The sequence below is a fragment of the Streptomyces odonnellii genome (assembly GCF_000981895.1).
In the GTDB taxonomy this organism is placed as follows: Bacteria; Actinomycetota; Actinomycetes; order Streptomycetales; family Streptomycetaceae; genus Streptomyces; species Streptomyces odonnellii.
The window spans coordinates 1-23,920 of sequence record NZ_LATD01000193.1 but is presented as its reverse complement, the minus strand read 5'-3'; the positions used below and the strand labels follow the sequence as shown (position 1 = coordinate 23,920).

Genomic DNA, 23,920 nt, shown 5'->3' with positions numbered 1-23,920 from the left:
GCCCGGCGAGTGACGCGGCCGACGGCGCCGTCGACGGAACGGAAGAGGCGATCAAAGAGGCGGCCAGGAAGGCCGGAGTCACCGTCGAGGAACTCGACGAGAGCGCCAAGGGCCTGGACGCCCACGCGGACGACGACATCCCGGCGGGCGCGGCCGGCAAGGAGCCCTTCCCCTGCCCCACCCCCGACCCCGAGGCCCTCGCCGCGGCCAAGGAGGAAGAGGGCATCCCGCTGCTGCCCGACGACCCCTGGGTCCTGGACAGTTCGCTGCTGACGCTGCGCGGTCTCGACTACCACGGCATCGTCGAGGTGAGGACCAATCTCGGCACCAAGAAGGTGCTGAAGTTCACGGCCTCGTCGGTGGACATCAGGGACCTGCACCAGCTCGTGGTCTACCCCGAGGGCAAGACGGCGCATGTGAAGGCCCGCGAGGGCTCCACGTCCACGATCCGCGACGGCGAAGTGACGATGTACACCGAGGAGTTGAAGGGGAACCTCTTCGGTCTCATCCCGATCACCTTCAGCCCGCGGACGCCGCCTCCGCTGAACGTACCGTTCGCCTTCTTCACGGACGTCAAGGTCACCCAGGCAGGCCAGTTCGGCGGCACGCTCACCGTCCCGGGCCTCCAGAACTACATGACCGGTTAGGCCCTGTCCGGCCGATCTTCGCGGGCCCGCGACGTCTGGCACGGCACCTCGCTGCGTGGTCGGAGTCGCCCGAGTACGTCCAGTACACGGGCGATCCTCCGCCTTGCGATGCTCCCCCGTGGCCTGAACGGCACGGGAGGGACCCCCTCCACCGGACGCCGCGGTCTGATCCACGAAGACCGACCGGACAGGACCTAGGCGCTGTGCCGCAGCAGCGGCCCGCATCCCCGTGGCCGGCTCCGGAGGTGCGGGCCGGGGTGTGTCCTGCCCGGTACGGCGGTACGAGTACGCCTCCGCGGTGTACGGCACGGCCCTCGCCGCCGGATCCTCATCGCTGGATGGACTTGACCTCCAGGAACTCCTCCAGCCCGAAACGGCCCATCTCGCGCCCGTTGCCCGACTGCTTGTACCCGCCGAACGGCGCCAGCGGGTTGAACTCGGCGCCGTTCACATCGATCTGACCGGCCCGCAGCCGCCGCGCGACGGCCAGCGCGTGTTCCCGCTCGCCGAACACCGCGCCGTTCAGCCCGTACACCGTACTGTTGGCGATCTCGACCGCCCGGTCCTCGTCGGCGTACGGAATCACCGCGAGCACCGGCCCGAAGATCTCCTCCTGTGCGATCACGGAGTCCGGGTCGACATCGGCGAAGACCGTCGGCCGTACGTACGCGCCGGACCCCAGCCCCTCGACACGGCCGGGCCCGCCGACCGCGAGCGTGGCGCCGTCCGCGATGCCCCGTTCCATATAGCCGGTGACCCGCTGCCGCTGCGCCTCGGAGACCAGCGGGCCGATCCGGGTGCTCTCGTCGGCCGGGTCGCCGACCGTGTACTCGGCCGCGGCGGCGACGGCCAGTTCGACGGCCTCGTCGTGGCGCGAGGCGGGGACCAGCATCCGGCTCCAGGCACCGCAGACCTGGCCGCTGTTGATCCAGGCGTTGGAGACCCCGAGGCCGACGGCCCGGGCGAGGTCCGCGTCGTCCAGGATCACATTGGCGGACTTGCCGCCCAGCTCCAGCGCGACCCGCTTGACCGTGTCCGCCGCGACCACCGAGACACGCTTGCCCGCCCGGGTGGAGCCGGTGAAGGACACCATGTCGACGCCGGGGTGCGCGGCGATCGCCTCGCCGACGACCGGACCGGTGCCGTGCACGACATTGAGCACACCGGCCGGCAGCCCCGCCTCGGCGGCCACCTCGGCCAGGATCCGCGCGCTCAGGGGCGCCATCTCGGACGGCTTGAGGACCACGGTGTTCCCGGCCAGCAGGGCGGGCACCACCTTGGTCGCGGTCTGCTGGAGCGGGAAGTTCCAGGGCGTGATGGCCCCGACGACCCCGACCGGCTCGCGCACGACCAGCGAGTGCCCGATCTCTTCGGTCCACGGGAAGTCCGCGGCGAGCCCGGCGAAGGCGGCGGTCACCGCGACCGGCAGACCGGCCTGGGCGAAGCGGGAGAGCTGGATCGGCGCGCCCATCTCGGCGGTGATGGTGCCCGCGATCTCCTCGGCGCGCTTCCGGAGCCCCTCGGCGACGTGCCCCAGGATCTCCGCGCGCCGGCCGGGAGCCGTGGCGGCCCAGGCCGGGAAGGCGGCCGTCGCGGCGGCGACGGCCCGGTCGGCGTCGGCGGGGGTACCGGCCGGCAGGGAGGCGACGACCGCGCCGGTGGCCGGATTCACCACATCGATCGAGGCAGGGCCGCCGGGGACGGCCGTACCGCCGATCCAGTGGGTCCCGTCCCATGCGTCCGTACTGCTTGTGCTGCTCATGCTGTTCATGGCGCCAGCGTGGCAAGGCGGTGGCGGAGCAGCCAGGGACAACCGGTCCGGTGATCCGGACCACTCCGGCAGCCCGGTCGCCGCGTCTGCGACGCTTGACGGTACGGAGGACCCGCCGTCCCCGCACCGAGAGGAGCGTGGCCGTATGAGCCAGGTGAACCGGGCCGCACTCGCCGACTTCCTGCGCACCCGCCGGGCGGCCCTGCAGCCCGAGGACGTCGGCCTGCCCCGGGGGTGGCGGTCACGCCGTACCGGTGGTCTGCGCCGCGAGGAGGTCGCCGCGCTGAGCAGTATGTCGACCGACTACTACAGCCGGATCGAGCAGCGCCGCGGCCCGCACCCCTCCCCGCAGATGCTCACCGCTCTCGCCCGCGCCCTGCGCCTCTCCCCGGACGAGCGCGACCATCTCTTCCGGCTGGCCGGCCATGCCCCGCCCGGCCGGGTCCCCGTCGGCGACGAGATCGCCCCGGGCATGCTCCGGATCTTCGAGCGGCTGGCGGACACCCCGGCGCAGGTGATGAACCACCTCGGCGAGACCCTCGTACAGAACCGCCTCGCCGTCGCGCTCACCGGGGACGACAGCCGCCACACGGGGATGGCGCGCAGCCTGGCCTACCGCTGGTTCACCGACCCGGCCTCGCGTCTGATCCACCCCGAGGCCGATCACGCCCGCCACGGACGCACGATCGCCGCCCAGCTCCGCGCCGCCGCCGGCCGCGAACCGGACGACCCCCGCATGGCCGCCCTCGTCGACGCCCTGCTGACCGCCAGCCCGGAATTCGCCGCCGTCTGGCGCGACCACCCGGTAGCGGGCCTCACCTGCCCGCCCAAACGCATCCAGCACCCCCGTCTGGGCCCCCTGCACCTCCACGGCCAAAGCCTCCTGGACCCCGACCACCCCCAGACCCTCCTGGTCTTCACCGCCCCACCGGGCACCGAAAGCGAAGCCAAACTCCACCACTTGGCGATCCTCACCAACGAACCGGCGTAACGGCGAGACCGCGAACCGGCGGCGAACTGGCCGAACGGCGAGCCGCCGCGACGGCGCGGGCCGCGAACCCTCGGTCGCGCTGCCGACGTTCAGTGCGCCTCCTCCCGTGTCGCCACGTACCGTACGAAGCCGCCCACCGTCCCTGTCCGTAGGAAGCCGGCCTTTGCCAGGACTCGGCCTGAGGCCGGGTTGGCGGAGCGGTGCTGCGCCCGGACCGTGGCCAGTCCCCAAGCACCGAACGCAAGCGTGACCAATTCCCGGACAGCCCGGGTCGCATGGCCGTGGCCCCACGAGTCCTGTCGGAGCACGTAGCCGATACGGCCCTCACCAGTGGTGACGCTCAGTTTGACGACGCCGACCAGGTCGCCTCCGACATCGATCCCGAGAACGTATCTCCGCCGTGGTCGCTCAACCGACCAAGCGCGGGCCTGAGTTACATAGGCGACTGACTCGGCCACTCCCATCGCGGCCCTGTCGAGAAAGCGGACCGATACGTCGTTGAAGATCCGCCGCACGGTCGGCGCATCGTGGTCGGTGAGTTCGCGCAGGCACGTCATGCCGTGAGGAACGCCAGGGCCTCCGCCAGTTCGTCGGCCGTGGGCCGGTCTGCGGCCGGTGCGGTAAGCGTGTCCGCCAGCACGGCTTGCGGGCCGGGCCATGGCCGCCCGGCGGTCAGCGGAATTCGGCCGACGGCGATGGCTTTCCGTAGCTCGCCCGGGCTGACGTGCTGCGGTGTTATGCCGACCGCTCCGTAGTCCAGCGGCCATGTCCCGGTGACGCAGGTCCACAAGACTCCGGCGAGTGCGTACACATCGGCCTGCGGAGTCGGTGTGACCGGCTGCGGGCCGGTGTCGATTCGTGCGGCGAGTTCCGGGGCGATCAGGTGTGTGATGCCGCCGCGGAAGTGCGGCGGGAGAGCCTGACCCACTCGCCAGGACCACGCGAAGTCGATGAGCATGACGCCGGTTACTGTGTGGATACCGTGTACGGGTTGCAGATCCCCATGAACCCATCCAATGGAGTGCAGATCCGCGACGGCCCGGCAGAGACCGACTGCCCCTGCCAGGGCATACGAGCGGTCTTTTCCGCTTGCGGTGCGCTCCCGGACCGGCTGGAAAATCCTCCAGGTGGACGGACCGTCGTGCCAGTCCGTGATGTACCAGGTGTCGGCACCGGCTCTACCTGTGGTGACGGAGTAGCCGGGCAGTGCGGCGAGCGCGGCGGCCTCCCGCGCCACCGCTTCGGCGCCGTCACCGTACCCGGTCTTGACCGCCACCGTGCCCCGTGGACCGTCGGCCTTCCAGACCGCCGAGCCGCGCCGGTGGGTGATCTCACGCAGCCCGACACGACCGCACTGAACTTCAGCCGCGCTCAGTGCTTCCGCGGGGCAGGCAGGGAAGCCGCCCATGCTCGTACCGCCTTCCAAGTGGGTGAGATGTTCGCGAACACGTCTCGGCCGTCATCGGCAGCAGCGGCCAGCTCGGCTGCCAGAGCGGGCGTGTCCGTGAGGAATCGCGGGTCGCGATTGCGGACAGCAGCTCGTACCGCGAGGAACGAGAACGCTGGAGATGGGATGGGCCGGCCGAATTTATCCAGCTCGGAAGTGCCTTTCGCGAACTTTCCGACCATGACACCGACCGGCCCGTACAGATGCTTCAGCGCCCAGTGGGGCCACCCCATCAACTGGCCGTGGCTTGTGCCTTCGGCGTCATTTCCCAGAAGCACGATGCCCTCGCAGGCAAGTCCACCGTATGACTGCTTGGCCAGGGAGCGCAGAGATTCAGCCGCTTGCACGCCCGCATGGAACAACTCGGCTTCGACCGCGCACCGGTGTGCGCCCAAGTCGATCTGATACACGGTCCAACTGGTCAGGTCACGGTGTCTTGACGGAGCCAGGAAGGGACAGTGCTCGTACATCTGGGTGAGGTAGCCGATCGCATTCACGCTGGTCGGCCGTACGGTACGCGCCTCAATGAGGCGGAGCGCCCCGCTACTGGCCCGGGGCACTCCGTTGCTTGTTCTGATACTCATCAGGTGGTCTTCGACGAGACTCCGGCCCGGACGGGCGCCGGAAACGCGTCTCCGTCACCGTCGCCGGGCGCGGGCGAACAATTCCACTCGGCAACCACGCGACCCGTCTGGAGGTAGTCGGCCAGGGCAGAGGTGTTCACGTCGCCGTCGGTGTTTGTGAACCAGATCTCAGGAAGTCGGCCGTACCTCTCTTCGTATGTGGCTACCCAGTCGATGTATCCGCTGCCGGTTTCGGCGATGTGACGCAGCGGACGCCCGGCATGGGCCGTGGTGAAGGCGGCATGCGCCTCCGGGTCTTCGGCGAGCTGATGCCATGCGGCGTCGATCGCGGCGCTGAACATCTGCGGCGGGGCCTGCCCGGCGTTGATTCGGTGAGCGGCGATGGCTAGGAACTTGCCGAGTTCGACCAGTTCGGTACAGGGCGTCATGGTGGTGTGCATGTTTTTCTCCACAGGAGTTGGTGGTGCCGCCTGGCCAGTGAGCGGGGCGGGGGGTACGTGGGCGACGTCGGCCTTTGCCGGTTCGCCGTTGCCGCTGGGCCAAGAGAGTGTCTGGACGGGGCAGGCCGATGCTGCGGGATGCGTTCGGCCTGTGTCGGTGAGGGCGAGACGGACCCAGACCGTCTTGCCGCCCTCCGGGCGGGGGCGGTGTCCGAAGTCTTCGGACAGGGTGGCGACCAGGTGGAGGCCGCGGCCGTGTTCGTCGTCCGAGGACGGGGAAGTGATCCGGGGCGGGGCGACGACGGGGTCCGTCACCTCGATCAGGCAGTCGCGACGGGTGACCGTGAGCGTGATGCCGAAGCGTTCGCCCCGGACATGCGCGTGCTCAACGGCATTGGTGGCGAGTTCGCTGGAGATCAGCACGGCCGTGGCCGTGTCGTCTTCGGCGCACCTCCATCCCGTCATGGCGTGCTCGACCTGTCTTCGGACAAGTGGTACGAACATCGCCTGGGGCGTGAACTCCATGTGCCAGGTCAGCGCGAGTTGTTGGTTCGAGAGTGGCATTGCTCCCCCGGAGCGGAAGCGAGCGCTCCCGGCAAGGTGTGGGTCGGGCGGGTCGGTCGGATCCGTTTGGGAAACCCCCGGTATCCGCCGCTCGTTGCGGTGTATACGGGGTACGAAACGTCGTGGAACCATTCAGCCCCTCGGCGCCGCCCGCCGTGAAGTCCGGCATGCGGACCGCAGCGGTTGTCCACATCGATGACCGAAGGGGGATCGAATGCCGCAGCCTCCCAAGCCGCTGGATCCTGGTCGGTCCAACCGGGACTGGTTCGGCGCGGAGTTGCGCCACTGGCGACGGCAGCGAGGCCTGACACAGGATCAGTTGGGTGCATCGGTGCACGTCAGCGGCGATCTGATCGCGAAGATCGAGAAGGCCGTCCGGGCCTGTACGCCGGAACCGGCCGAGGCCCTGGACGCGGTGCTGGAGACAGGCGGGGTGCTGAGCCGCGCGCTGGTACGGGTGCTGGCCGAAGCGGACAACCATACGGCTGATGCGGACAGTGCGGCTTCCACCAGCCAAAACGATGGTCCACCACCGCCCGATGCGGCGATCCTGGGCGCGGCAGACGGCGACGAAGTCCGTGTGCCCTGCCGTACCGCTGACGGAAGGATCATCATCGTGACGATGCCGCGCCGTGTGCTGCTGCGTGGGGGCGCCGCCGGAGCCGCGTTTCTCGCCATGGGCGACGCCTCCGGACGTACGCGCCCTCCCCACAGCACCGCGTTCGCCCCGGAAACCCACCCCGTCCAGCACCTGCGGCAGCTCCGCAGGACACTGGTCGATTGTGACAACCTGCTCGGCCCAGGCCGTGTGATCGAGACTGTCCGTGACCACATTCGGATGATCAAACAGCTTCGCCAGAACATGGACGGTGCCGACCGCCGGGCGCTGCTCCAAGTACAGGCCGAGTACGCCGAGTTCTGCGGCTGGCTGTACCAGGACGCGGGTGACTACGATGCGGCCCGGTACTGGACTGACCGGGCGCTGGACTGGGCCCATGCCGACGGCAGGCGGGAGCCGGTCGCGTACGTCATGATCCGTAAGGCGCAACTAGCGGCTGAAAGGCGCGACCCCGTCGAAACGGCTGACTTGTCCCTGGCGGCACAGCACCTGGCGCCACCGCGCAGCCGATTCGCGGCCATGAGTACGCTCTCCACTGCGCACAGCCATGCGCTGCAGGGTGACGGGGTGGCCTGCCACCGCGCGTACGACACCGTTTTCGGGCTGATGGACCACCTTACGGGGGACACGCCTCACCGCCGGGGCACCTGGATGGACGCCCCACACGTTCAGGCCCAGCGTGCCCACTGCCTCTCGCTTCTGGGCGAGCACCAGGCCGCTGCTGAAGGGTTCACCCGCGCGATCAGCGCGCTGCCGCCGACGTACCGGCGCGACCGCGGCTTCGTTCTTTCCCAGGCGGCCATCGCCCATGCACGCGCCGACGAACCCGAGCAAGCGGCCCACAAGGGCATCCAGGCCCTCCCGATCGCAGCCGAGACCGGCTCAGCCCGGATTTTCGGCCAACTTTCTGCTCTCGACGCGGATCTTCGTCGTTCCAGGACGTCGGTGCCCGAGGTGATCGAGTTCCGCGAGGCACTGGACTCTGTGGTCCTGCATCAAACCTGACCGGTTCTCCGGACAATGGAACCCGTGAGCCCGCACGCCTCCTGCTCAGAGCGTCCTGCGGCGCCGGGATCCGCGCAGGCACCGACAGCGGATTTCCAAAGTCTGGGACTTCGACCGTGTCGACCAGGTCCGTGCCGAATCCGACGCCATCCTCATCGGCGGCAACACCCTCCGCCGCGACAATCCCCGCCTGTTGGTGAACAGCCCCGACCGTCGCGCCGCCCGTGTCGCCGCGGGGAAGCCCGCGTATCCGCTCAAGATCACTCTTACCGCCAGTGGCGATCTCAGCCGCGAGCTGAATTTCTGGCATCACGGCGGTGAGAAGGCCGTTTACACCACAGACGCCGCGGCTCCGAAGCTTCGGGAGAGTCTCGACGGGCTGGCCGAGGTCATCGAGACGGGACCGGCGGTCGACTTCGGCGTCATGCTGGACGATCTTGCCGCGCGCGGCATCCGACGCCTCATGGTCGAGGGCGGTGGCACCATCCATACCCAGTTCTTGGCGCAGGGTCTCGCTGACGAAGTCCATCTGGCCGTCGCGCCCCTGCTGGTCGGGCAGCCGGGCGCGCCCCGGTTCCTGGGGCCCGCTGCCTACCCCGGCGGTTCAACCCGACGGATGGCACTGCTGGAGACCCGCGCCGTCGGCGATGTCGTGCTGCTGCGCTACGCACCCAAGGAATTCACCTCATGACCGACGATCATGCCTGGCTGGCCCTCGCCATCGAGATCTCCGGGCTCTGCCCGCCGTCCGCGACGGCGTTCAATGTCGGGGCCGTCATCGTCAGTGCTGACGGCGACGAGATCAGCCGTGGGTACAGCCGTGAGACCGATCCACATGTGCACGCAGAGGAGTCCGCGCTCGCGAAGCTGGCGCCGGACGATCCGCGGCTCGCGGGGGCGACGCTCTACAGCTCACTGGAGCCCTGCTCCGAGCGGCGCTCCCGTCCTCGTACCTGTACGCGGCTCATCCTCGACACCTCGGTCCCGCGCGTCGTCATCGCCTGGCGTGAACCTGACCTGTTCGTCACCGGATGCCAGGGAGTCGAACTGCTGACAGGAGCGGGCGTCGAGGTCGTGGAGATCCCCGCACTGGCCGACGCCGCGCGTGCCGCCAACGCACATCTGACCCTCTAGCGAGAAGCCGCGAGCGCGCAGCGGAACGGCCCGCCGGAAGCCGGCGGGCCGAAGTGGACTGCGGGGGTACGGACGGACGGTCGCGTCAGTCGCGGTCGTCGCCGCCCAGGTGGTGGACCCGGACCATGTTCGTGGTGCCCGGGACGCCGGGAGGGGAGCCCGCGGTGATGATCATGGCGTCGCCCTCGGAGTAGCGCTGGAGCTTCAGGACCTCCTCGTCGACCAGGTCGACCATCGCGTCCGTGCTGGTCACCCAGGGCACGATGAAGGACTCCACGCCCCAGCTCAGCGCGAGCTGGTTACGGGTCGCCTCGTCCGTCGTGAAGGCCAGGATCGGCTGGGTCGCGCGGTAGCGGGAGAGACGGCGGGCCGTGTCGCCGGACTGGGTGAAGGCGATCAGCGCCTTGCCGCCCAGGAAGTCCGCGATCTCGCAGGCCGCGCGCGCCACCGAACCGCCCTGTGTACGCGGCTTCTTGCCCGGCACCAGCGGCTGGAGGCCCTTGGAGAGCAGCTCCTCCTCCGCCGCGACCACGATCTTCGACATCGTCCTGACCGTCTCGACCGGGTACGCGCCGACCGAGGACTCGGCGGAGAGCATCACCGCGTCCGCGCCGTCCAGGATCGCGTTGGCGACGTCGGACGCCTCGGCGCGGGTGGGACGGGAGTTGGTGATCATCGACTCCATCATCTGGGTCGCCACGATCACCGGCTTGGCGTTGCGGCGGCACAGCTCGATGAGCCGCTTCTGCACCATCGGGACCTTTTCGAGCGGGTACTCGACGGCCAGATCGCCGCGGGCCACCATGATCGCGTCGAACGCCGCGACGACGGCGTCCATGTTGGCGACCGCCTGCGGCTTCTCGACCTTCGCGATGATCGGGACCCGGCGACCCTCCTCGTCCATGATCTTGTGCACATCGACCACGTCGTGCGCGTCACGCACGAAGGAGAGCGCGATCATGTCGCACCCCATCCGCAGACCGAAGCGCAGGTCCTCGACGTCCTTCTCGGACAGCGCCGGTACGTTCACCGCCGCGCCCGGCAGGTTGATCCCCTTGTGGTCGGAGATCACCCCGCCCTCGACCACCACGGACTTGACCCGGGGTCCTTCGACCTCGACGACCCGCAGCTCGACATTGCCGTCGTTGATCAGGATCTGGTCGCCCTTGACGACATCGCCGGGCAGACCCTTGTAAGTAGTGCCACAGATGGACTTGTCGCCCGCGACATCCTCGGTGGTGATGGTGAACTCGTCACCGCGCACCAGCTCGACCGGTCCCTCGGCGAAGGTCTCCAGACGGATCTTGGGGCCCTGGAGGTCGACCATCACGGCCACCGCGTGGCCGGTGTCGGCCGCGGCCTTGCGGACGCGGTGGTACCGCTCCTCGTGCTCCGGGTGGCTCCCGTGGCTCATATTCAGGCGGGCCACATTCATTCCGGCCTCGATGAGCGATTTCAACTGCTCGTACGAGTCGACGGCGGGGCCCAGTGTGCAGACGATTTTGGAACGGCGCATAAGGCGGATCCTATCGGTTTGTTTCCATGCGGAATATTCCGTCTGGTGGAAAGTACAAATGGGCGGACTGCCGCTCAGTCGATAGCCGGTCGATAGTCGCCCGCTCAGGCGATGGCTCAGGAGATAAGCGTCCGGTCCTCGCCGGCCAGGGCGAAGGTCTGCCGTGCGATCTCCAGCTCCTCGTCGGTCGGGACCACCGCCACCGCGGTCCGCGCCCCGTCCGGCGAGATGAGCCGCGGCTCATCGGAACGCACGGCATTGCGGCCCGCGTCCACGGCCAGCCCGAATGTCTCCAGACCCGCCACGGCCGCTTCCCGTACCGCCGCCGCGTTCTCCCCCACACCCGCCGTGAAGACCACCGCGTCCACCCGCCCGAGGACCGCGCAGTAGGCGCCGATGTACTTCTTGAGCCGGTGGATGTAAATGTCGAACGCGAGCCGTGCCCGCTCGTCCCCCTCGTCGATACGGCGCTGGATCTCCCTCATGTCGTTGTCCCCGCAGAGGCCGGCCAGACCACTTTTCTTGTTGAGAAGTTCATCGATCTCGTCGACGGACATTCCGGCCACCCGCTTGAGATGGAAGGTGACCGCGGGATCGATGTCACCGGACCGTGTACCCATCACCAGACCTTCCAGCGGAGTCAGCCCCATCGAGGTGTCCACGCACCGGCCGCCCTCGACCGCCGACGCCGAGGCGCCGTTGCCGAGATGCAGCACGATCACATTTACCTCGGACGGGTCTCTGCCCAGCAACTCGGCGGTCCTGCGCGAGACATACGCGTGCGAGGTGCCGTGGAAGCCGTAGCGGCGGATACGGTGCGCGTCGGCCGTCGCGGTGTCGATGGCGTAGCGCGCGGCGTACTCCGGCATCGTCGTGTGGAACGCGGTGTCGAAGACCGCGACCTGCGGCAGGTCCGGGCGCAGTGCCCGCGCCGTACGGATCCCCATCAGGTTCGCCGGGTTGTGCAGCGGCGCCACCGGCACCAGCCGCTCGATCTCCGCCAGCACGTCGTCGTCGATCAGGACGGGGGCGCTGAACCGGAGCCCGCCGTGCACGACCCGGTGGCCGATCGCCGCCAGTTCGGGGGAGTCCAGCCCGAGGCCGTCGTGCGCCAGCTCGGCCGCGACCGCCTCCAGCGCCGCCGTGTGGTCCGCGATCCTGCCCGTACGCTCACGCTTCCCGTCGCCGTCCGACGCCCGCGGGGTGTGTACGAGCGCGGAGGTACGTTCACCGATCCGCTCGACCAGTCCGACCGCGAGGCGGGAGCCGTCCCGCATGTCCAGGAGCTGGTACTTCAGCGACGAGGAACCGGAGTTGAGGACCAGGACTCGGGTGGCGGCTTCACGGGAACGCACGGACTGTCAGCCTTCGGTAGGGGAAAACGGAGGAGGGAACAGCAGGGGAAGGAGCGGAGAAGGACAGTTCCGGCTCACGCCGGCCCGTCCTGCGCCTGGATCGCGGTGATCGCCACCGTATGCACGATGTCCTGCACCAGCGCCCCGCGCGACAGGTCGTTGACCGGCTTCCGCAGCCCCTGGAGCACCGGGCCCACGGCCACCGCGCCCGCCGAACGCTGCACGGCCTTGTAGGTGTTGTTGCCCGTATTGAGGTCAGGGAAGACCAGTACGGTCGCCCGGCCCGCCACCTCCGACTCCGGCAGCTTGGTCGCGGCGACGGACGGCTCGACGGCCGCGTCGTACTGGATCGGGCCCTCGACCAGCAGATCCGGCCGGGCCGCGCGCACCAGCTTCGTCGCCTCCCGCACCTTGTCGACATCCGCCCCCGAGCCGGAGGTGCCGGTGGAGTACGAGAGCATCGCGATCCGCGGCTCGACCCCGAACCGGGCGGCGGTGGCCGCCGACTGGACGGCGATGTCCGCGAGCTGCGCGGCGTCCGGGTCCGGGTTGACCGCGCAGTCGCCGTACACCAGCACCCGGTCGGCGAGGCACATGAAGAAGACCGAGGAGACGATCGCGGCCGCGCCCTCGGCCTTGTGCGTCTTGATGATCTCGAAGGCCGGGCGGATCGTCGCGGCCGTGGAGTGCACCGAGCCCGACACCATGCCGTCGGCCAGGCCCTCATGGACCATCAGCGTGCCGAAGTAGTTGGCGTCGGCGACGATGTCGTACGCCAGCTCCACCGTCACGCCCTTGTGGGCGCGCAGTTCCGCGTACCGCTCGGCGAACCGCCGGCGCAGCTCCGAGGTGGCCGGATCGATGAGCTGGACCCGGTCGGCGCCGAGATCTATACCGAGGTCCGCGGCCTTCTTGCGGATGGTCCCGGTGTCGCCGAGCAGGGTCAGATCGCACACGTCGCGGCGCAGCAGCACATCAGCGGCGCGCAGCACGCGCTCCTCGGTGCCCTCGGGCAGCACGACGCGGCGGCGGTGGGCGCGCGCCTGTTCGAGCAGTTCGTGCTCGAACATCATCGGGGTCACCCGGCTGCTGCGGACCACCGAGAGCCGGGCCAGCAGATCGGCGGTGTCCACATGACGCTCGAAGAGGCCGAGCGCGGTCTCGGCCTTGCGCGGGGTGTCGGCGTTCAGCTTCCCCTCCAGGCCGAAGAGTTCGGCCGCGGTGGGAAAGGAACGGCCCGGCACCGAGATCACCGGGGTGCCGGGCGCGAGCCGAGCGGCCAGGGTCAGGACCGAGTCGTCAGGCCGTTCGTCGAGGGTGAGCAGCACCCCCGCTATCGGCGGGGTGCCCGCCGAGTGCGCGGCGAGCGCTCCCACCACCAGATCGGCGCGGTCGCCGGGCGTCACCACCATGCAGCCGGGGGTCAGCGCACGCAGGAAGTTGGGCAGCATCGCGCCGCCGAAGACGAAGTCCAGGGCGTCCCTGGCCAGGCCGGAGTCGTCGCCGAGCAGTACGGTGCCGCCGAGGGTCTGGGTGATCTGGGCGACGGTCGGTGCGGCGAGCGCCGGTTCGTCCGGCAGTACGTAACAGCGCACGGGCAGCCGCGCGGTCATCCCCTCGGCGATCGCGGCCCGGTCCTCGGGGGCGACCCGGTTGACGACCACCGTGAGCACATCGCAGCCCAGGACGTGATAGGCCCGGTGGGCGTTGCCGGCCTCGGCCCGTACGGACTCGGCGCTCTGGCCCTTGCCGCCCACCACCGCGATCACGGACGCGCCGAACTCATTGGCCAGCCGCGCGTTGAGCGCCAGCTCGTCGGGAAGCTGGGTGGCCGCGAAGTCCGTGCCCAGGACGAGCACCACCTCGTACTCCCGCGCGACCAGGTGGAAGCGCTCCACCAGCCGGGAGACCAGCTCGTCGGTGCCCTGCTCGGCCTGGATCGCGGACGCCTCGTCGTAGCCGAGGCCATAGACCGTCGCCGGGTCCTGCGACAGCCGGTAGCGGGTCCGCAGCAGCTCGAAGAGCCGGTCGGGGCCATCGTGGACCAGCGGGCGGAAGACCCCGATCCGGTCCACCTGGCGGGTCAGCAGCTCCATGACTCCCAGCTCGACGACCTGGCGGCCGTCCCCGCGGTCGATCCCGGTCACGTACACGCTGCGCGTCACGCGTGCTCTCCCGTCCCTGCTCGTGAGTGGGCCCCCGGCCGGATGCCCCGGCGTGTGCTGCCTGTGCTCTTTGTGCTGTCCGTGCCGTCAGTCTGTCCGTGCTGCCTGTGCTGTCGGTGCTGCCTGTGCTGTCGGTCCGTGCGTGGCGCCGTCGGGGGCGGTAAGGCCCTCTTGACAATACCTCCGAGGGTAGTTACGCCGACCGCCCCGCGGGGCCCGTACGGCGAGGTGTACGGCTGTGCACGGCGAGGTGTACGAACCGGCCGCCGGCCCGCTCGACAGCACCGCCGACAGCGCGTCCGACAGGCGGACCGCCCGGCACGTGACGCCGATCACCATGGCAGGATCGGAGCAGGCTCACACGTGGAGGGCGGAGAGCGCCCTCCGGGAAGCACGGCGGCACGGCGGTGGCACGCTGACGGCACGGCGGCGGCGGGCCGGAGAAGTACGGCACTAGCGAGCAGGAGACCCAGCACGATGCGTATCGGAGTTCTCACCGCAGGCGGCGACTGTCCCGGCCTGAACGCAGTGATCCGCTCGGTCGTGCACCGCGCCCTGACCGGATACGGCGACGAAGTCATCGGATTCGAGGACGGGTTCAAGGGACTGCTCGACGGCCACTTCCGCCCGCTCGACCTCAACGCCGTCAGCGGCATCCTGGCCCGTGGCGGTACGATCCTGGGCTCGGCCAGGCTGGAGCGCGGCCGGCTGCGCGAAGCCGCCGAGAACTGCGCGGAGCTGGCGCAGCGGTACGGGATCGACGCGCTCATCCCGATCGGCGGCGAGGGCACACTGACCGCGGCCCGGCTGCTTGCGGACGCGGGGATGCCCGTCGTCGGCGTACCGAAGACCATCGACAACGACATCTACGCCACCGACCGCACCTTCGGCTTCGACACCGCCGTCACCGTCGCCACCGAGGCGATCGACCGGCTCAAGACCACGGCCGAGTCCCACCAGCGGGTGATGGTCGTCGAGGTGATGGGGCGGCATGCCGGCTGGATCGCGCTGGAGTCCGGGATGGCGGGCGGCGCGCACGGGATCTGTCTGCCGGAGCGGCCCTTCGAGGTGGACAGCCTGGTGAAGATGGTCGAGGCGAGGTTCTCGCGCGGCAAGAAGTTCGCGGTGATCTGTGTCGCCGAGGGCGCGCATCCGGCCGAGGGCTCGATGGAGTACGGCAAGGGCGAGATCGACCAGTTCGGGCACGAGCGTTTCCGGGGCATCGGCAACCGGCTCGCGGCGGAACTGGAGCGTCGGATGGGCAAGGAGGCCAGGCCGGTCATCCTCGGGCATGTCCAGCGCGGCGGCACCCCGACGGCGTACGACAGGGTGCTGGCGACCCGCTTCGGCTGGCACGCCGTGGAGGCGGTGCACCGGGGCGAGTTCGGGGTGATGACGGCGCTGAAGGGGACCGCGGTGGAGATGGTGCCGCTGGCGGAGGCGGTGACCCGGCTCAAGACGGTGCCGGAGGACCGGATGTTCGAGGCTGAGAGCGTTTTCTGAGCATTCCGCCCCCGCCCGGGGGGCGGGGGGACCTTCGGACCGGGGGCTCAGCCCTTCACGGCGCCGCCGAGCGCGAAACCCCCGCCCAGGCGCCGCGAGATCAGGATGTACAGGACCAGCACCGGCGCCGAGTAGAGGATCGAGAACGCGGCGAGCTGACCGTAGATCACCGATCCGTAGTTGCCGAAGAAGGTGAAGATCGAGACCGAGGCCGGAAGCTGCTCGGGCGTCAGAAGCAGCATGAACGGTACGAAAAAGTTGCCCCAGAGCTGAATGAACGTATAGATGGTCACCACCGTCAGCCCCGGGCCCATCAGTGGCAGGACGACCCGGGTCAGCGTCTGGGCGTGTGACGCCCCGTCCGTCCAGGCCGCCTCCTCCAGGATCGTCGGCACCCCGTCCATGAAGTTCTTCATCAGCCAGATGGAGAACGGGAGCTGGGAAGTGGCGAGGAAGAGCGACGTACCGTACATGGTGTCGACGAGATCCACCTGTACGAACAGCCCGTACACCGGCACCATGATCGCCGTGACCGGCAGACACGTCGTGAACAGGATCGTCAGCAGATACGGGCGGTTGAAGCGCGAGCGGTAGCGGGAGAGCGGATACGCCGCCAGCGCCGCGCACACCACGGCGAGCAGGGTCGCGCTGCCGCACAGCAGCAGGCTGTTGAGCATCGGTGTGAAGGTGATCTCGTCGGTGAGGACGGCGCTGAAGTTCTCCCCGGTCACCGAGGCGGGTGCCCGTACGCGCATATCGGCGTCCGCGTCGACCGACGCGAGGATCAGCCAGAGCAGCGGCAGCGCGAAGGCGGCGGCGGTGAGGAGCAGGGCGCCGTCGGCGGCGAGCCGGCCACGGGTGCGCCGGGTGAGTACGCGCCCGCCGCGGGTGTGCCGGCGAAGTGCCGGCCGTGGCCGCGCCATCAGACCTCCACCTTCATCAGCCGCAGATAGACCAGCGAGAACAGCGAGCCCACCAGCAGCAGTAGCAGCGCCACCGCCGTGCCGTAGCCGATCAGGCTCTTCAGGAACGCCTGGTCGTACATGAACACCGGCAGGGTCTGGCTGCGGTTCCCCGGGCCGCCGCGGGTCATCGCCCAGATCAGGCCGAAGACGGAGAGCGTGGACAGAGTGTTGAGCATCAGATTCGTCCCGATGGAGCGGCGGATCATCGGCAGTGTGATGTGCCAGACCCGCCGCACCCCGCCCGCGCCGTCGACCTGTGCCGCCTCGGTGATGTCCTTGGGGATCTCGGAGAGCGCGGCCGAGTAGATCAGCATGGAGAAGGCGGTGCCGCGCCACACGTTGGCGAACGACACGGCCAGGATCGGCAGGGTGAACAGCCAGTTCTGGGACGGCAGTTGAAGCCAGTCGAGGATCGCGTTGAGGGTCCCCTCGCGGCGGAAGAACGCGTACAGCAGAAACGCGGCGACGATCTCGGGCAGCACCCAGGCGGCGATCACCAGCGCCCCGGTGAGCGTACGGACCGGCCGCGACGCGGCCCGCATCAGCCCGGCCAGCGCCAGCCCGAGGGTGTTCTGCCCGAGGATCGAGGAGACGACGGTGAAGACGAGGGTCAGCCAGACGGCGTTACGGAAGTCCTCATCGGCGAAGGCCCGCCGGAAGTTGGCGAGCCCGACGAAGTCGGAGGAGGACGAGCCGGTCAACTGGGTGTTGGTGAAGGCGATCCAGACGCAGTAGACGATGGGCCCGGCGAGAAAGAGCAGCAGCAGGAGGGTGGCGGGCGCGAGCGGCAGCCACCGCCAGGGGCGCGGCCCGCGCGGGCGCGGGGCGGACTTCTCGGCCGGCGGACGCCGCACCGCGGCGGCGCCACGCGCGCCCGGCTCAGCCGCCCGCACGAACCGCCCGTCCGGGCCCGGCTCGTCCTCCTGCCGCGGGTGCCCGGTGGGTTTCCCGGCCGCCCCCGGGATGCTCCGGCCCCGTGCCGGCTTGTCCGTCGGGTCCGGCTCGGCCGACTCGGCCGCCGTCCGGCGCGGGCCGGCCGCCGCCGGCACAGCGGCAGCTTGTGCCACTCGGCGGTCTGCCCGTGCGGGCGGGCCGTCCGTACGCGTCGGTTCGTCTTCGGGTCCGGTCGGCCCGCCACCTGCGGGCGCCGGTCCGCCGTCCGCAGGCGCGGCGGCAGGCTGCGCCGCTTGGCCGTCCGTTCGCGTCGGCTCGTCGTCGGGTCCGGTCGGCTTGCTTTCTGTGGGCGCCGGTCCGCTGTCCGCAGGCGCAGGCGCAGGCGCAGGCTCGGTCTCCGGGCCCGACCCGGTCTCCGGGCCCGACCCGTCCTCCCGGCGCGGGTGCCCGGCTGGCCCCGGGATGCTCCGGCCCCGTGCCAGCTCGGCCTCCGGGTCCGACCCGGCCCCCGCGCCCGCCCCAGCCTCCCGGCGCGGGCCGGCCGTCGTCGGCACAGCGGCAGCTTGTGCCACTCGGCGGTCTGCCCGTGCGGGCGGGCCGTCCGTCCGCGTCGGCTCGTCTTCGGGTCCGGTCGGCCCGCCACCTGCGGGCGCCGGTCCGCCGTCCGCAGGCGCGGCGGCAGGCTGCGCCGCTTGGCCGTCCGTTCGCGTCGGCTCGTCGTCGGGTCCGGTCGGCCCGCCGCCTGCGGGCGCTGGGTCCGGTTCGGGCGTCGGGCCCAGCGGGTCGCCCCCGTTCGTGCTCACTTCGTGACGACCGCGCCGTCGGCGATCGTTCTGAGTTGCTCGTCGTACTCCTTCGCCGCGTCCTCCGGGGACGCGTCCCCCGTCGTCACCTTCTCCATCGCCTCGCCGATCGCCGTCGAGACCTGCGGATAGACCGGCAGCGCCGGCCGGTAGTGCGTGTACTGCACCAGGCCGGTGAAGAACTCGATGCCCGGCATGGACTTCACGTACCGCGGATCTGCCGCGACATCCTTCCGTACGGCGATCTGCGCGCCCACGACATCCCACTCCACCGCGTTCTCCGCGGTCTGCTGCGTCTTGATGAACTCCCAGGCCAGATCGGGGTTCTTCGCCTTCTGCGGGATCGCCCACGCCCAGCCGCCCGACATCGACACCGCGCCGGGCGCCTGCCCGCGCTGCGTCGGCATCGGCGTCTGGGCGAGATCCGTCGACCAGCGCGGCCACTCCTTGGGACCCCCGCTGATCCAGTTCTGGCCCATCCAGGAACCGTCCAGCGAGATCGCCAGCCTGCCCTCGGGGAACCACTCGGTCGCGACCCGGGTGCCGACGTTCGGGTCGAGCGCGTCCGAGACGTCCGGGCCGAGCTTCTCCGCGTACACCGTCCTGACGAAGCCCAGCGCGTCCCGGAAGCCCTGCCCGCCCGCGACCCACTTCCGTGCGGAGGCGTCGTACAGGGGGTCCTCGCCGGCGGCGCCCGTGCCGTACAGGAGCATCTCGAAGCCCTGCATCACGGCCGCCTCGCCGGGGCCCTTGCCCGTGTAGACGTTCAGCGGGATGACGCCGGGGACCTTCGCCTTGACCGTACGGGCCGCGTCCAGGACCTCGTCCCAGGTACGGGGCCGCCAGTCGGCGGGCAGACCGGCCCTCGCGAAGATCTCCTTGTTGAACCAGAGCCCGCGGGTGTCGGTGCCGTCCGGTACGCCGTACGTCTTGCCGTCCTCCGCCTTCGCGGCCGACTTCGCCGTGTCGACGAACTGGTCCCAGGTGTCCCACTTCGCCAAGTAGGCGTCCAGCGGGCGCAGATAACCGGCCTTGATGTCCGCGTTGATACGGAAGGTGTCCTCGTAGACCAGATCCGGCGCGGTCTTCGGGGAGCGCATCATCTGCTGCGCCTTGGTGGCGTAGTCGTTGTCCGGCGCCTGGACCGGGATGAGCTGGACCTTCTTGCCGGGATGCGTTTTCTCGAACTCCCGCTTCACGGACTCCAGATAGGTGTCCGCGATGCGGATCTTGTTGTCGGTGGAGCGCTTGTACGCGACCTTGACCGTGTCCGGGTCGCTGCCGGAACCGCCGCCACAGGCGGTGAGGACACCGGCGGTGAGGGCGGCGATGAGGATGAGCGGGGCGGTGGGGCGCACGGGCACGACCTCCTCTGAGCCACAGGGGGCTGCCCGGCGACCGTAGGACTGGGCCATTACCATGGTCAATCCCCGTGCAGCGACCGGTAGTTGGCGCCCCCCGGCGCGGCGGGGCGTTCGGCGGGCCGCGCAGTGGGGCGTTCAGTGGGGCGCGGGGATCCAGCGGTACTGCAGCTCCGGCCGTCCGACCTGCCCGTACTGCGGACTGCGCGCCGCACGCCCGTTGGTGACGAGATGCTCCAGATAGCGGCGCGCGGTGATGCGCGAGATACCGACTTTCGTACCGGCCTCGGCGGCGGTCAGCCCATCGGGGGAGGCGCGGAGGGTACGGGTCACCGCCTCCAGCGTCGGTCCGCTCAGCCCCTTCGGCAGCGAGGACGGCTGCGGTGCCCGGAGCGCCCCGAGCGCCCGGTCCACCTCCTCCTGGCCGCTGGCCTCCCCGGCGGCGGCGCGGAACTCGGCGTAGCGGATGAGACGGTCACGGAGCGTGGCGAAGGTGAACGGTTTCAGGACATACTGCACGACCCCGAGCGAGACGCCCTCCCGTACGACGGCCAGGTCACGGGCGGAGGTCACGGCGATCACATCGGCGTGATGGCCCGCGGCCCGCAGCCCGCGCAGAAGCTGGAGCCCGTGTCCGTCGGGCAGATACAGATCGAGCAGGATCAGATCGATGGCGGCCCGCTCCAGCACCCGGGCGGCCTCCCCGCGCGAATGCGCGACCCCCGCGACGGCGAACCCGGGGACGCGCCCGACATAGAGCTGATGGGCGTCGGCGGCGACGGGGTCGTCCTCGACGACGAGCACGCGGATGGGTGGTCCGGCGCTCACGGTGTCACCTCGGTGCCGGGCGGCGGGGCGTCGTCGGCGGGCCCGGCGCGGTGGTCCCGCGCGGCTTCGACGCCGGGGGAGGGCCCCGTACGGTCGGACCGCGCCGGGGCCGTACCGGCCGTGCGTGGCGCGGACTCCGTACCGGCCGCCCGTTGCCGCGGGACCGTACCGGTCGCCGCGGCCCCCGCTTCCGTACCGGCCGCCCGCTGTTCCGGGACCGTGCCGGCCAGGCCCTGGTCCGCGCTCAGCGGCAGTCGTACGGTGAACTCCGCACCGCCCTCCGCGCCCCGCGTCAGCGTCACCGTGCCGTGGGCGCGGTGGACCGACTGACGTACGAGAGCGAGGCCCAGGCCGCGGTCCGGGCCTCGCGTGGACCAGCCCCGGCGGAAGACCTCGTCCATGGCGGCCGGGTCGACACCGGCCCCCGTGTCCCGTACGCCCAGCACGAGTTGAGCGTCCCGCACCAGCGCCGTGACCGTCACGCGCGCGCCCTCGCCGCCCTGCGCCGCGTCCACCGCGTTGTCGATCAGGTTGCCCAGGATGGTCACCAGATCGCGCGGCGCGAGCGTCGCGGGCAGCACCCCGTCGTCGATACGGCTGTCCTCCGCCAGCACCAGCTCCACCCCGCGCTCGTTCGCCTGCGCCGCCTTCCCCAACAGCAGCGCGGCCAGCACCGGTTCGCCGACCGCGCCGACCACCCGGTCCGTCAGCGCCTGGGCCAGCTCCAGTTCGGCCGTGGCGAACTCCACCGCCTGTTCCACCCGCCCCAGTTCGATCAGCGAGACGACCGTGTGCAGCCGGTTGGCCGCCTCGTGGGCCTGCGAGCGCAGCGCCTGTGTGAAGCCGCGCTCGGAGTCCAACTCCCCTGACAGCGCCTGGAGTTCGGTGTGGTCCCGCAGCGTCACGACCGTACCGCGCCGCTCCCCGCCGACCACCGGCCGCGTGTTGACGACCACGATCCGGTCGGCGGTGAGATGCAGCTCGTCCACCCGCGGCCCGGGGTCGAGCAGCGCCCTTGTGAGCGGCGCGGGCAGCCCGAGTTCGGGTACGGGACGGCCCACCGCGGAGTCGTCCAGCCCCAGCAGCTCCCGTCCGCCGTCGTTCATCAGGGCGATCCTGCGTCCGCCGTCGAGCATCAGCAGCCCCTCGCGTACGGCGTGCAGCGCGGCCTGGTGGTAGTCGTGCATCCTGCTCAGCTCGGCGGCGTTCATCCCGTGCGTGTGCCTGCGCAGCCGCGCGTTGATCACATACGTACCGAGCCCGCCGAGCACCAGCGCCGCGCCCGCCACCAGCGCGAGCACCTTGACCTGCCGGGTCACCTCGGAGGAGATCCGGTCCACGGTGATGCCGACGCTCACCAGTCCGGTGATCCGGCCGCCGTCCCAGATCGGGGTGACGGCCCGCATCGAGGGGCCGAGCGTACCCGTGTACGTCTCGGTGAAGGTCTCCCCGCGCAGTGCCGGCGCCGTACGCCCCAGGAAGGGCATCCCGATCTGCGCCGGATCGGGGTGGGTCCAGCGGATTCCGCGGGGGTTCATGATCGTGACGAAGTCGATGCCGGTGTCGTGCCGTACCCGTTCGGCGTACGGCTGGAGCACGGCCGTCGGGTCAGGCGTACGGATGGCCTCCCGTACAGAGGGCGAATCGGCCAGCGCGTGCGCCGTGGCCAGAACCTGCTTGCGTGCCGTCTCGTCCGCGTGGGCACGTCCGGTGACGTACGCGAAGAGCGCGCACCCCACGACAACGGCGGCGACCAGCACGACCTGCATGGCGAAGAGCTGGGCGGCGAGGCTGCGGGGCCGGGGCAGGTGCATGGCGCAAGTCTGCATCGCCGCATTCATATGAACGAAATGAACGTAACCGTGACCGGCATCACATGCTGATGGATAGTCGCCGGGACCCCCACGGACAGGGACGGGGGGAATCGCTGGTACGAGTCAAGGAGGACCCGTGGCCGCACGCCGGGACCGCACCCACTATCTGTACATCGCGGTGATCGCCGCCGTCGCGCTCGGCATCCTGGTGGGCTTCGCGGCTCCCGGTGTGGCCGTCGAACTGAAGCCGATCGGTACCGGCTTCGTGAACCTCATCAAGATGATGATCTCGCCCGTGATCTTCTGCACGATCGTGCTGGGCGTCGGCTCGGTCAGAAAGGCCGCGAAGGTCGGCGCGGTCGGCGGGCTCGCGCTCGGCTACTTCATGGTGATGTCGACCGTCGCACTGGCCATCGGCCTGGTCGTCGGCAACATCCTGGAGCCCGGCTCGGGCCTGCACCTCACCGAGGCGACCCGCGGTGCGGGCGCGGCGCAGGCGGAGGGGGCGAGCGAGTCCACCGCGGACTTCCTGCTGGGCATCATCCCGACGACGATGGTGTCCGCCTTCACCGAGGGCCAGGTCCTCCAGACCCTGCTGGTCGCCCTGCTGGCGGGCTTCGCGCTCCAGGCGATGGGCTCGGCGGGCGAGCCGGTCCTGCGTGGCATCGGACACCTCCAGCGTCTGGTCTTCCGGATGCTCGCGATGATCATGTGGGCGGCCCCGGTCGGCGCGTTCGGCGCGATCGCGGCGGTGGTCGGCGAGACGGGTCTCGACGCGCTGAAGTCGCTGGCGATCATCATGATCGGCTTCTACATCACCTGTGCGATCTTCGTCTTCGTCATTCTGGGGCTGCTGCTGAGGCTGGTCGCGGGTGTGAACATCCTCTCGCTGCTGAAGTACCTGGGCCGTGAGTTCCTGCTGATCCTCTCGACCTCGTCGTCGGAGTCCGCGCTGCCGCGTCTGATCGCGAAGATGGAGCACCTGGGCGTGAGCAAGCCGGTGGTCGGCATCACCGTACCGACCGGCTACTCCTTCAACCTGGACGGTACGGCGATCTACCTCACGATGGCCTCGCTCTTCATCGCCGAGGGCATGGGCGACCCGCTCTCCATCGGCGAGCAGATCTCCCTTCTGCTCTTCATGATCATCGCCTCGAAGGGCGCGGCGGGCGTCACGGGCGCCGGCCTCGCCACCCTGGCGGGCGGCCTCCAGTCCCACCGTCCGGAACTGGTCGACGGCGTCGGCCTGATCGTCGGCATCGACCGCTTCATGAGCGAGGCCCGCGCCCTGACGAACTTCGCGGGCAACGCGGTGGCGACGGTCCTGGTGGGCACCTGGACGAAGGAGATCGACAAGGCCCGGGTGGACCAGGTCCTGGCGGGCGAGATCCCCTTCGACGAGAAGACGCTGCTGGACGACGGCCACGGGGACGCGGGGGCGGCGGGCGCGGACGCGACGATCCCGGGCCAGCGCACCCCGGACAAGACCACGGTCTGACCCACCCGCTTCCCAC

Annotated in this window: 17 protein-coding genes and 2 pseudogenes; 6 read left to right on the top strand and 13 right to left on the bottom strand. The window is 70.3% G+C overall.

Annotation, left to right across the window (positions count from 1 at the left end; all coding sequences use genetic code 11):
• Positions 1–647: pseudogene (locus WH07_RS18830) on the top strand (hypothetical protein); the annotation flags it as partial.
• A gap of 328 nt (positions 648–975) precedes the next feature.
• Here WH07_RS18830 and WH07_RS18825 read toward each other — a convergent pair.
• Positions 976–2,409: an aldehyde dehydrogenase family protein gene (locus WH07_RS18825; RefSeq protein WP_046501271.1), complete on the bottom strand. Its 1,434-nt coding sequence runs from the start codon at positions 2,407–2,409 to the stop codon at positions 976–978.
• Positions 2,410–2,563: 154 nt separating this feature from the next.
• On the opposite strand from WH07_RS18825, the gene WH07_RS18820 reads away from it, so the two are divergent.
• The gene (locus tag WH07_RS18820; protein ID WP_106409617.1) at positions 2,564–3,409 is read left to right on the top strand and encodes a helix-turn-helix transcriptional regulator; all 846 of its coding nucleotides are present in this window, start codon (positions 2,564–2,566) and stop codon (positions 3,407–3,409) included.
• An 89-nt stretch (positions 3,410–3,498) separates the two neighbouring features.
• On the opposite strand, the gene WH07_RS18815 is transcribed toward WH07_RS18820, so the two are convergent.
• From WH07_RS18815 to WH07_RS37735, 4 genes are all read right to left on the bottom strand, one after another.
• Positions 3,499–3,966 carry a GNAT family N-acetyltransferase gene (locus WH07_RS18815; protein ID WP_046501269.1) on the bottom strand — a complete coding sequence of 156 codons (468 nt, stop codon included), beginning with the start codon at positions 3,964–3,966 and terminating at the stop codon, positions 3,499–3,501.
• Positions 3,963–4,817 carry a serine/threonine-protein kinase gene (locus WH07_RS18810; protein ID WP_046501267.1) on the bottom strand — a complete coding sequence of 285 codons (855 nt, stop codon included), beginning with the start codon at positions 4,815–4,817 and terminating at the stop codon, positions 3,963–3,965. The genes WH07_RS18815 and WH07_RS18810 overlap by 4 nt, the downstream gene beginning before the upstream one ends.
• The gene (locus WH07_RS37740; RefSeq protein WP_232788961.1) at positions 4,781–5,353 is read right to left on the bottom strand and encodes a hypothetical protein; all 573 of its coding nucleotides are present in this window, start codon (positions 5,351–5,353) and stop codon (positions 4,781–4,783) included. Before WH07_RS37740 ends, WH07_RS18810 begins: the two co-directional genes overlap by 37 nt.
• An 86-nt stretch (positions 5,354–5,439) precedes the next feature.
• Positions 5,440–6,444 (bottom strand): ATP-binding protein, encoded by a 1,005-nt coding sequence (locus tag WH07_RS37735; RefSeq protein WP_198533838.1) that lies wholly within the window; start codon positions 6,442–6,444, stop codon positions 5,440–5,442.
• Between the two features lie 214 nt (positions 6,445–6,658).
• Here WH07_RS37735 and WH07_RS18795 point away from each other — a divergent pair, with 214 nt between their 5' ends.
• Both WH07_RS18795 and WH07_RS40415 read left to right on the top strand, forming a co-directional pair.
• Positions 6,659–8,068, top strand: coding sequence for a helix-turn-helix domain-containing protein (locus WH07_RS18795; protein ID WP_079023344.1), 1,410 nt, complete (start codon positions 6,659–6,661; stop codon positions 8,066–8,068).
• A gap of 55 nt (positions 8,069–8,123) precedes the next feature.
• A pseudogene (locus WH07_RS40415) lies at positions 8,124–9,202 on the top strand (dihydrofolate reductase family protein).
• A gap of 85 nt (positions 9,203–9,287) precedes the next feature.
• On the opposite strand, the gene pyk reads toward WH07_RS40415, so the two are convergent.
• The 3 genes from pyk to pta all read right to left on the bottom strand — a co-directional run bounded on the left by pyk (position 9,288) and on the right by pta (position 14,238).
• Entirely contained in the window at positions 9,288–10,718 is a 1,431-nt protein-coding gene (gene pyk, locus WH07_RS18780; protein ID WP_046501263.1) for a pyruvate kinase, read from the bottom strand.
• A 116-nt stretch (positions 10,719–10,834) separates the two neighbouring features.
• Entirely contained in the window at positions 10,835–12,073 is a 1,239-nt protein-coding gene (locus tag WH07_RS18775) for an acetate kinase (RefSeq protein WP_046501262.1), read from the bottom strand.
• Between the two features lie 74 nt (positions 12,074–12,147).
• Entirely contained in the window at positions 12,148–14,238 is a 2,091-nt protein-coding gene (gene pta, locus WH07_RS18770; RefSeq protein ID WP_046501261.1) for a phosphate acetyltransferase, read from the bottom strand.
• A 477-nt stretch (positions 14,239–14,715) separates the two neighbouring features.
• Between pta and WH07_RS18760 the strand changes: the two genes are divergently transcribed.
• Positions 14,716–15,741, top strand: coding sequence for an ATP-dependent 6-phosphofructokinase (locus tag WH07_RS18760; protein WP_046501258.1), 1,026 nt, complete (start codon positions 14,716–14,718; stop codon positions 15,739–15,741).
• Between the two features lie 47 nt (positions 15,742–15,788).
• On the opposite strand, the gene WH07_RS18755 is transcribed toward WH07_RS18760, so the two are convergent.
• The 5 genes from WH07_RS18755 to WH07_RS18735 form a co-directional block, all read right to left on the bottom strand.
• Positions 15,789–16,664 carry a carbohydrate ABC transporter permease gene (locus tag WH07_RS18755; protein ID WP_046501257.1) on the bottom strand — a complete coding sequence of 292 codons (876 nt, stop codon included), beginning with the start codon at positions 16,662–16,664 and terminating at the stop codon, positions 15,789–15,791.
• Entirely contained in the window at positions 16,664–17,560 is an 897-nt protein-coding gene (locus tag WH07_RS18750; RefSeq protein WP_046501275.1) for a carbohydrate ABC transporter permease, read from the bottom strand. The genes WH07_RS18755 and WH07_RS18750 overlap by 1 nt, the downstream gene beginning before the upstream one ends.
• A gap of 839 nt (positions 17,561–18,399) precedes the next feature.
• On the bottom strand, positions 18,400–19,761 hold the full coding sequence (locus WH07_RS18745) for an extracellular solute-binding protein (RefSeq protein ID WP_232788960.1): 1,362 nt from the start codon (positions 19,759–19,761) through the stop codon (positions 18,400–18,402).
• 141 nt (positions 19,762–19,902) lie between these two features.
• Positions 19,903–20,592 (bottom strand): response regulator, encoded by a 690-nt coding sequence (locus tag WH07_RS18740; RefSeq protein WP_046501255.1) that lies wholly within the window; start codon positions 20,590–20,592, stop codon positions 19,903–19,905.
• Positions 20,589–22,406: an ATP-binding protein gene (locus tag WH07_RS18735; protein WP_079023343.1), complete on the bottom strand. Its 1,818-nt coding sequence runs from the start codon at positions 22,404–22,406 to the stop codon at positions 20,589–20,591. Before WH07_RS18735 ends, WH07_RS18740 begins: the two co-directional genes overlap by 4 nt.
• Before the next feature lie 136 nt (positions 22,407–22,542).
• Between WH07_RS18735 and WH07_RS18730 the strand changes: the two genes are divergently transcribed.
• Positions 22,543–23,904 (top strand): cation:dicarboxylate symporter family transporter, encoded by a 1,362-nt coding sequence (locus WH07_RS18730; RefSeq protein ID WP_046501254.1) that lies wholly within the window; start codon positions 22,543–22,545, stop codon positions 23,902–23,904.
• Positions 23,905–23,920: the final 16 nt, after the last annotated feature.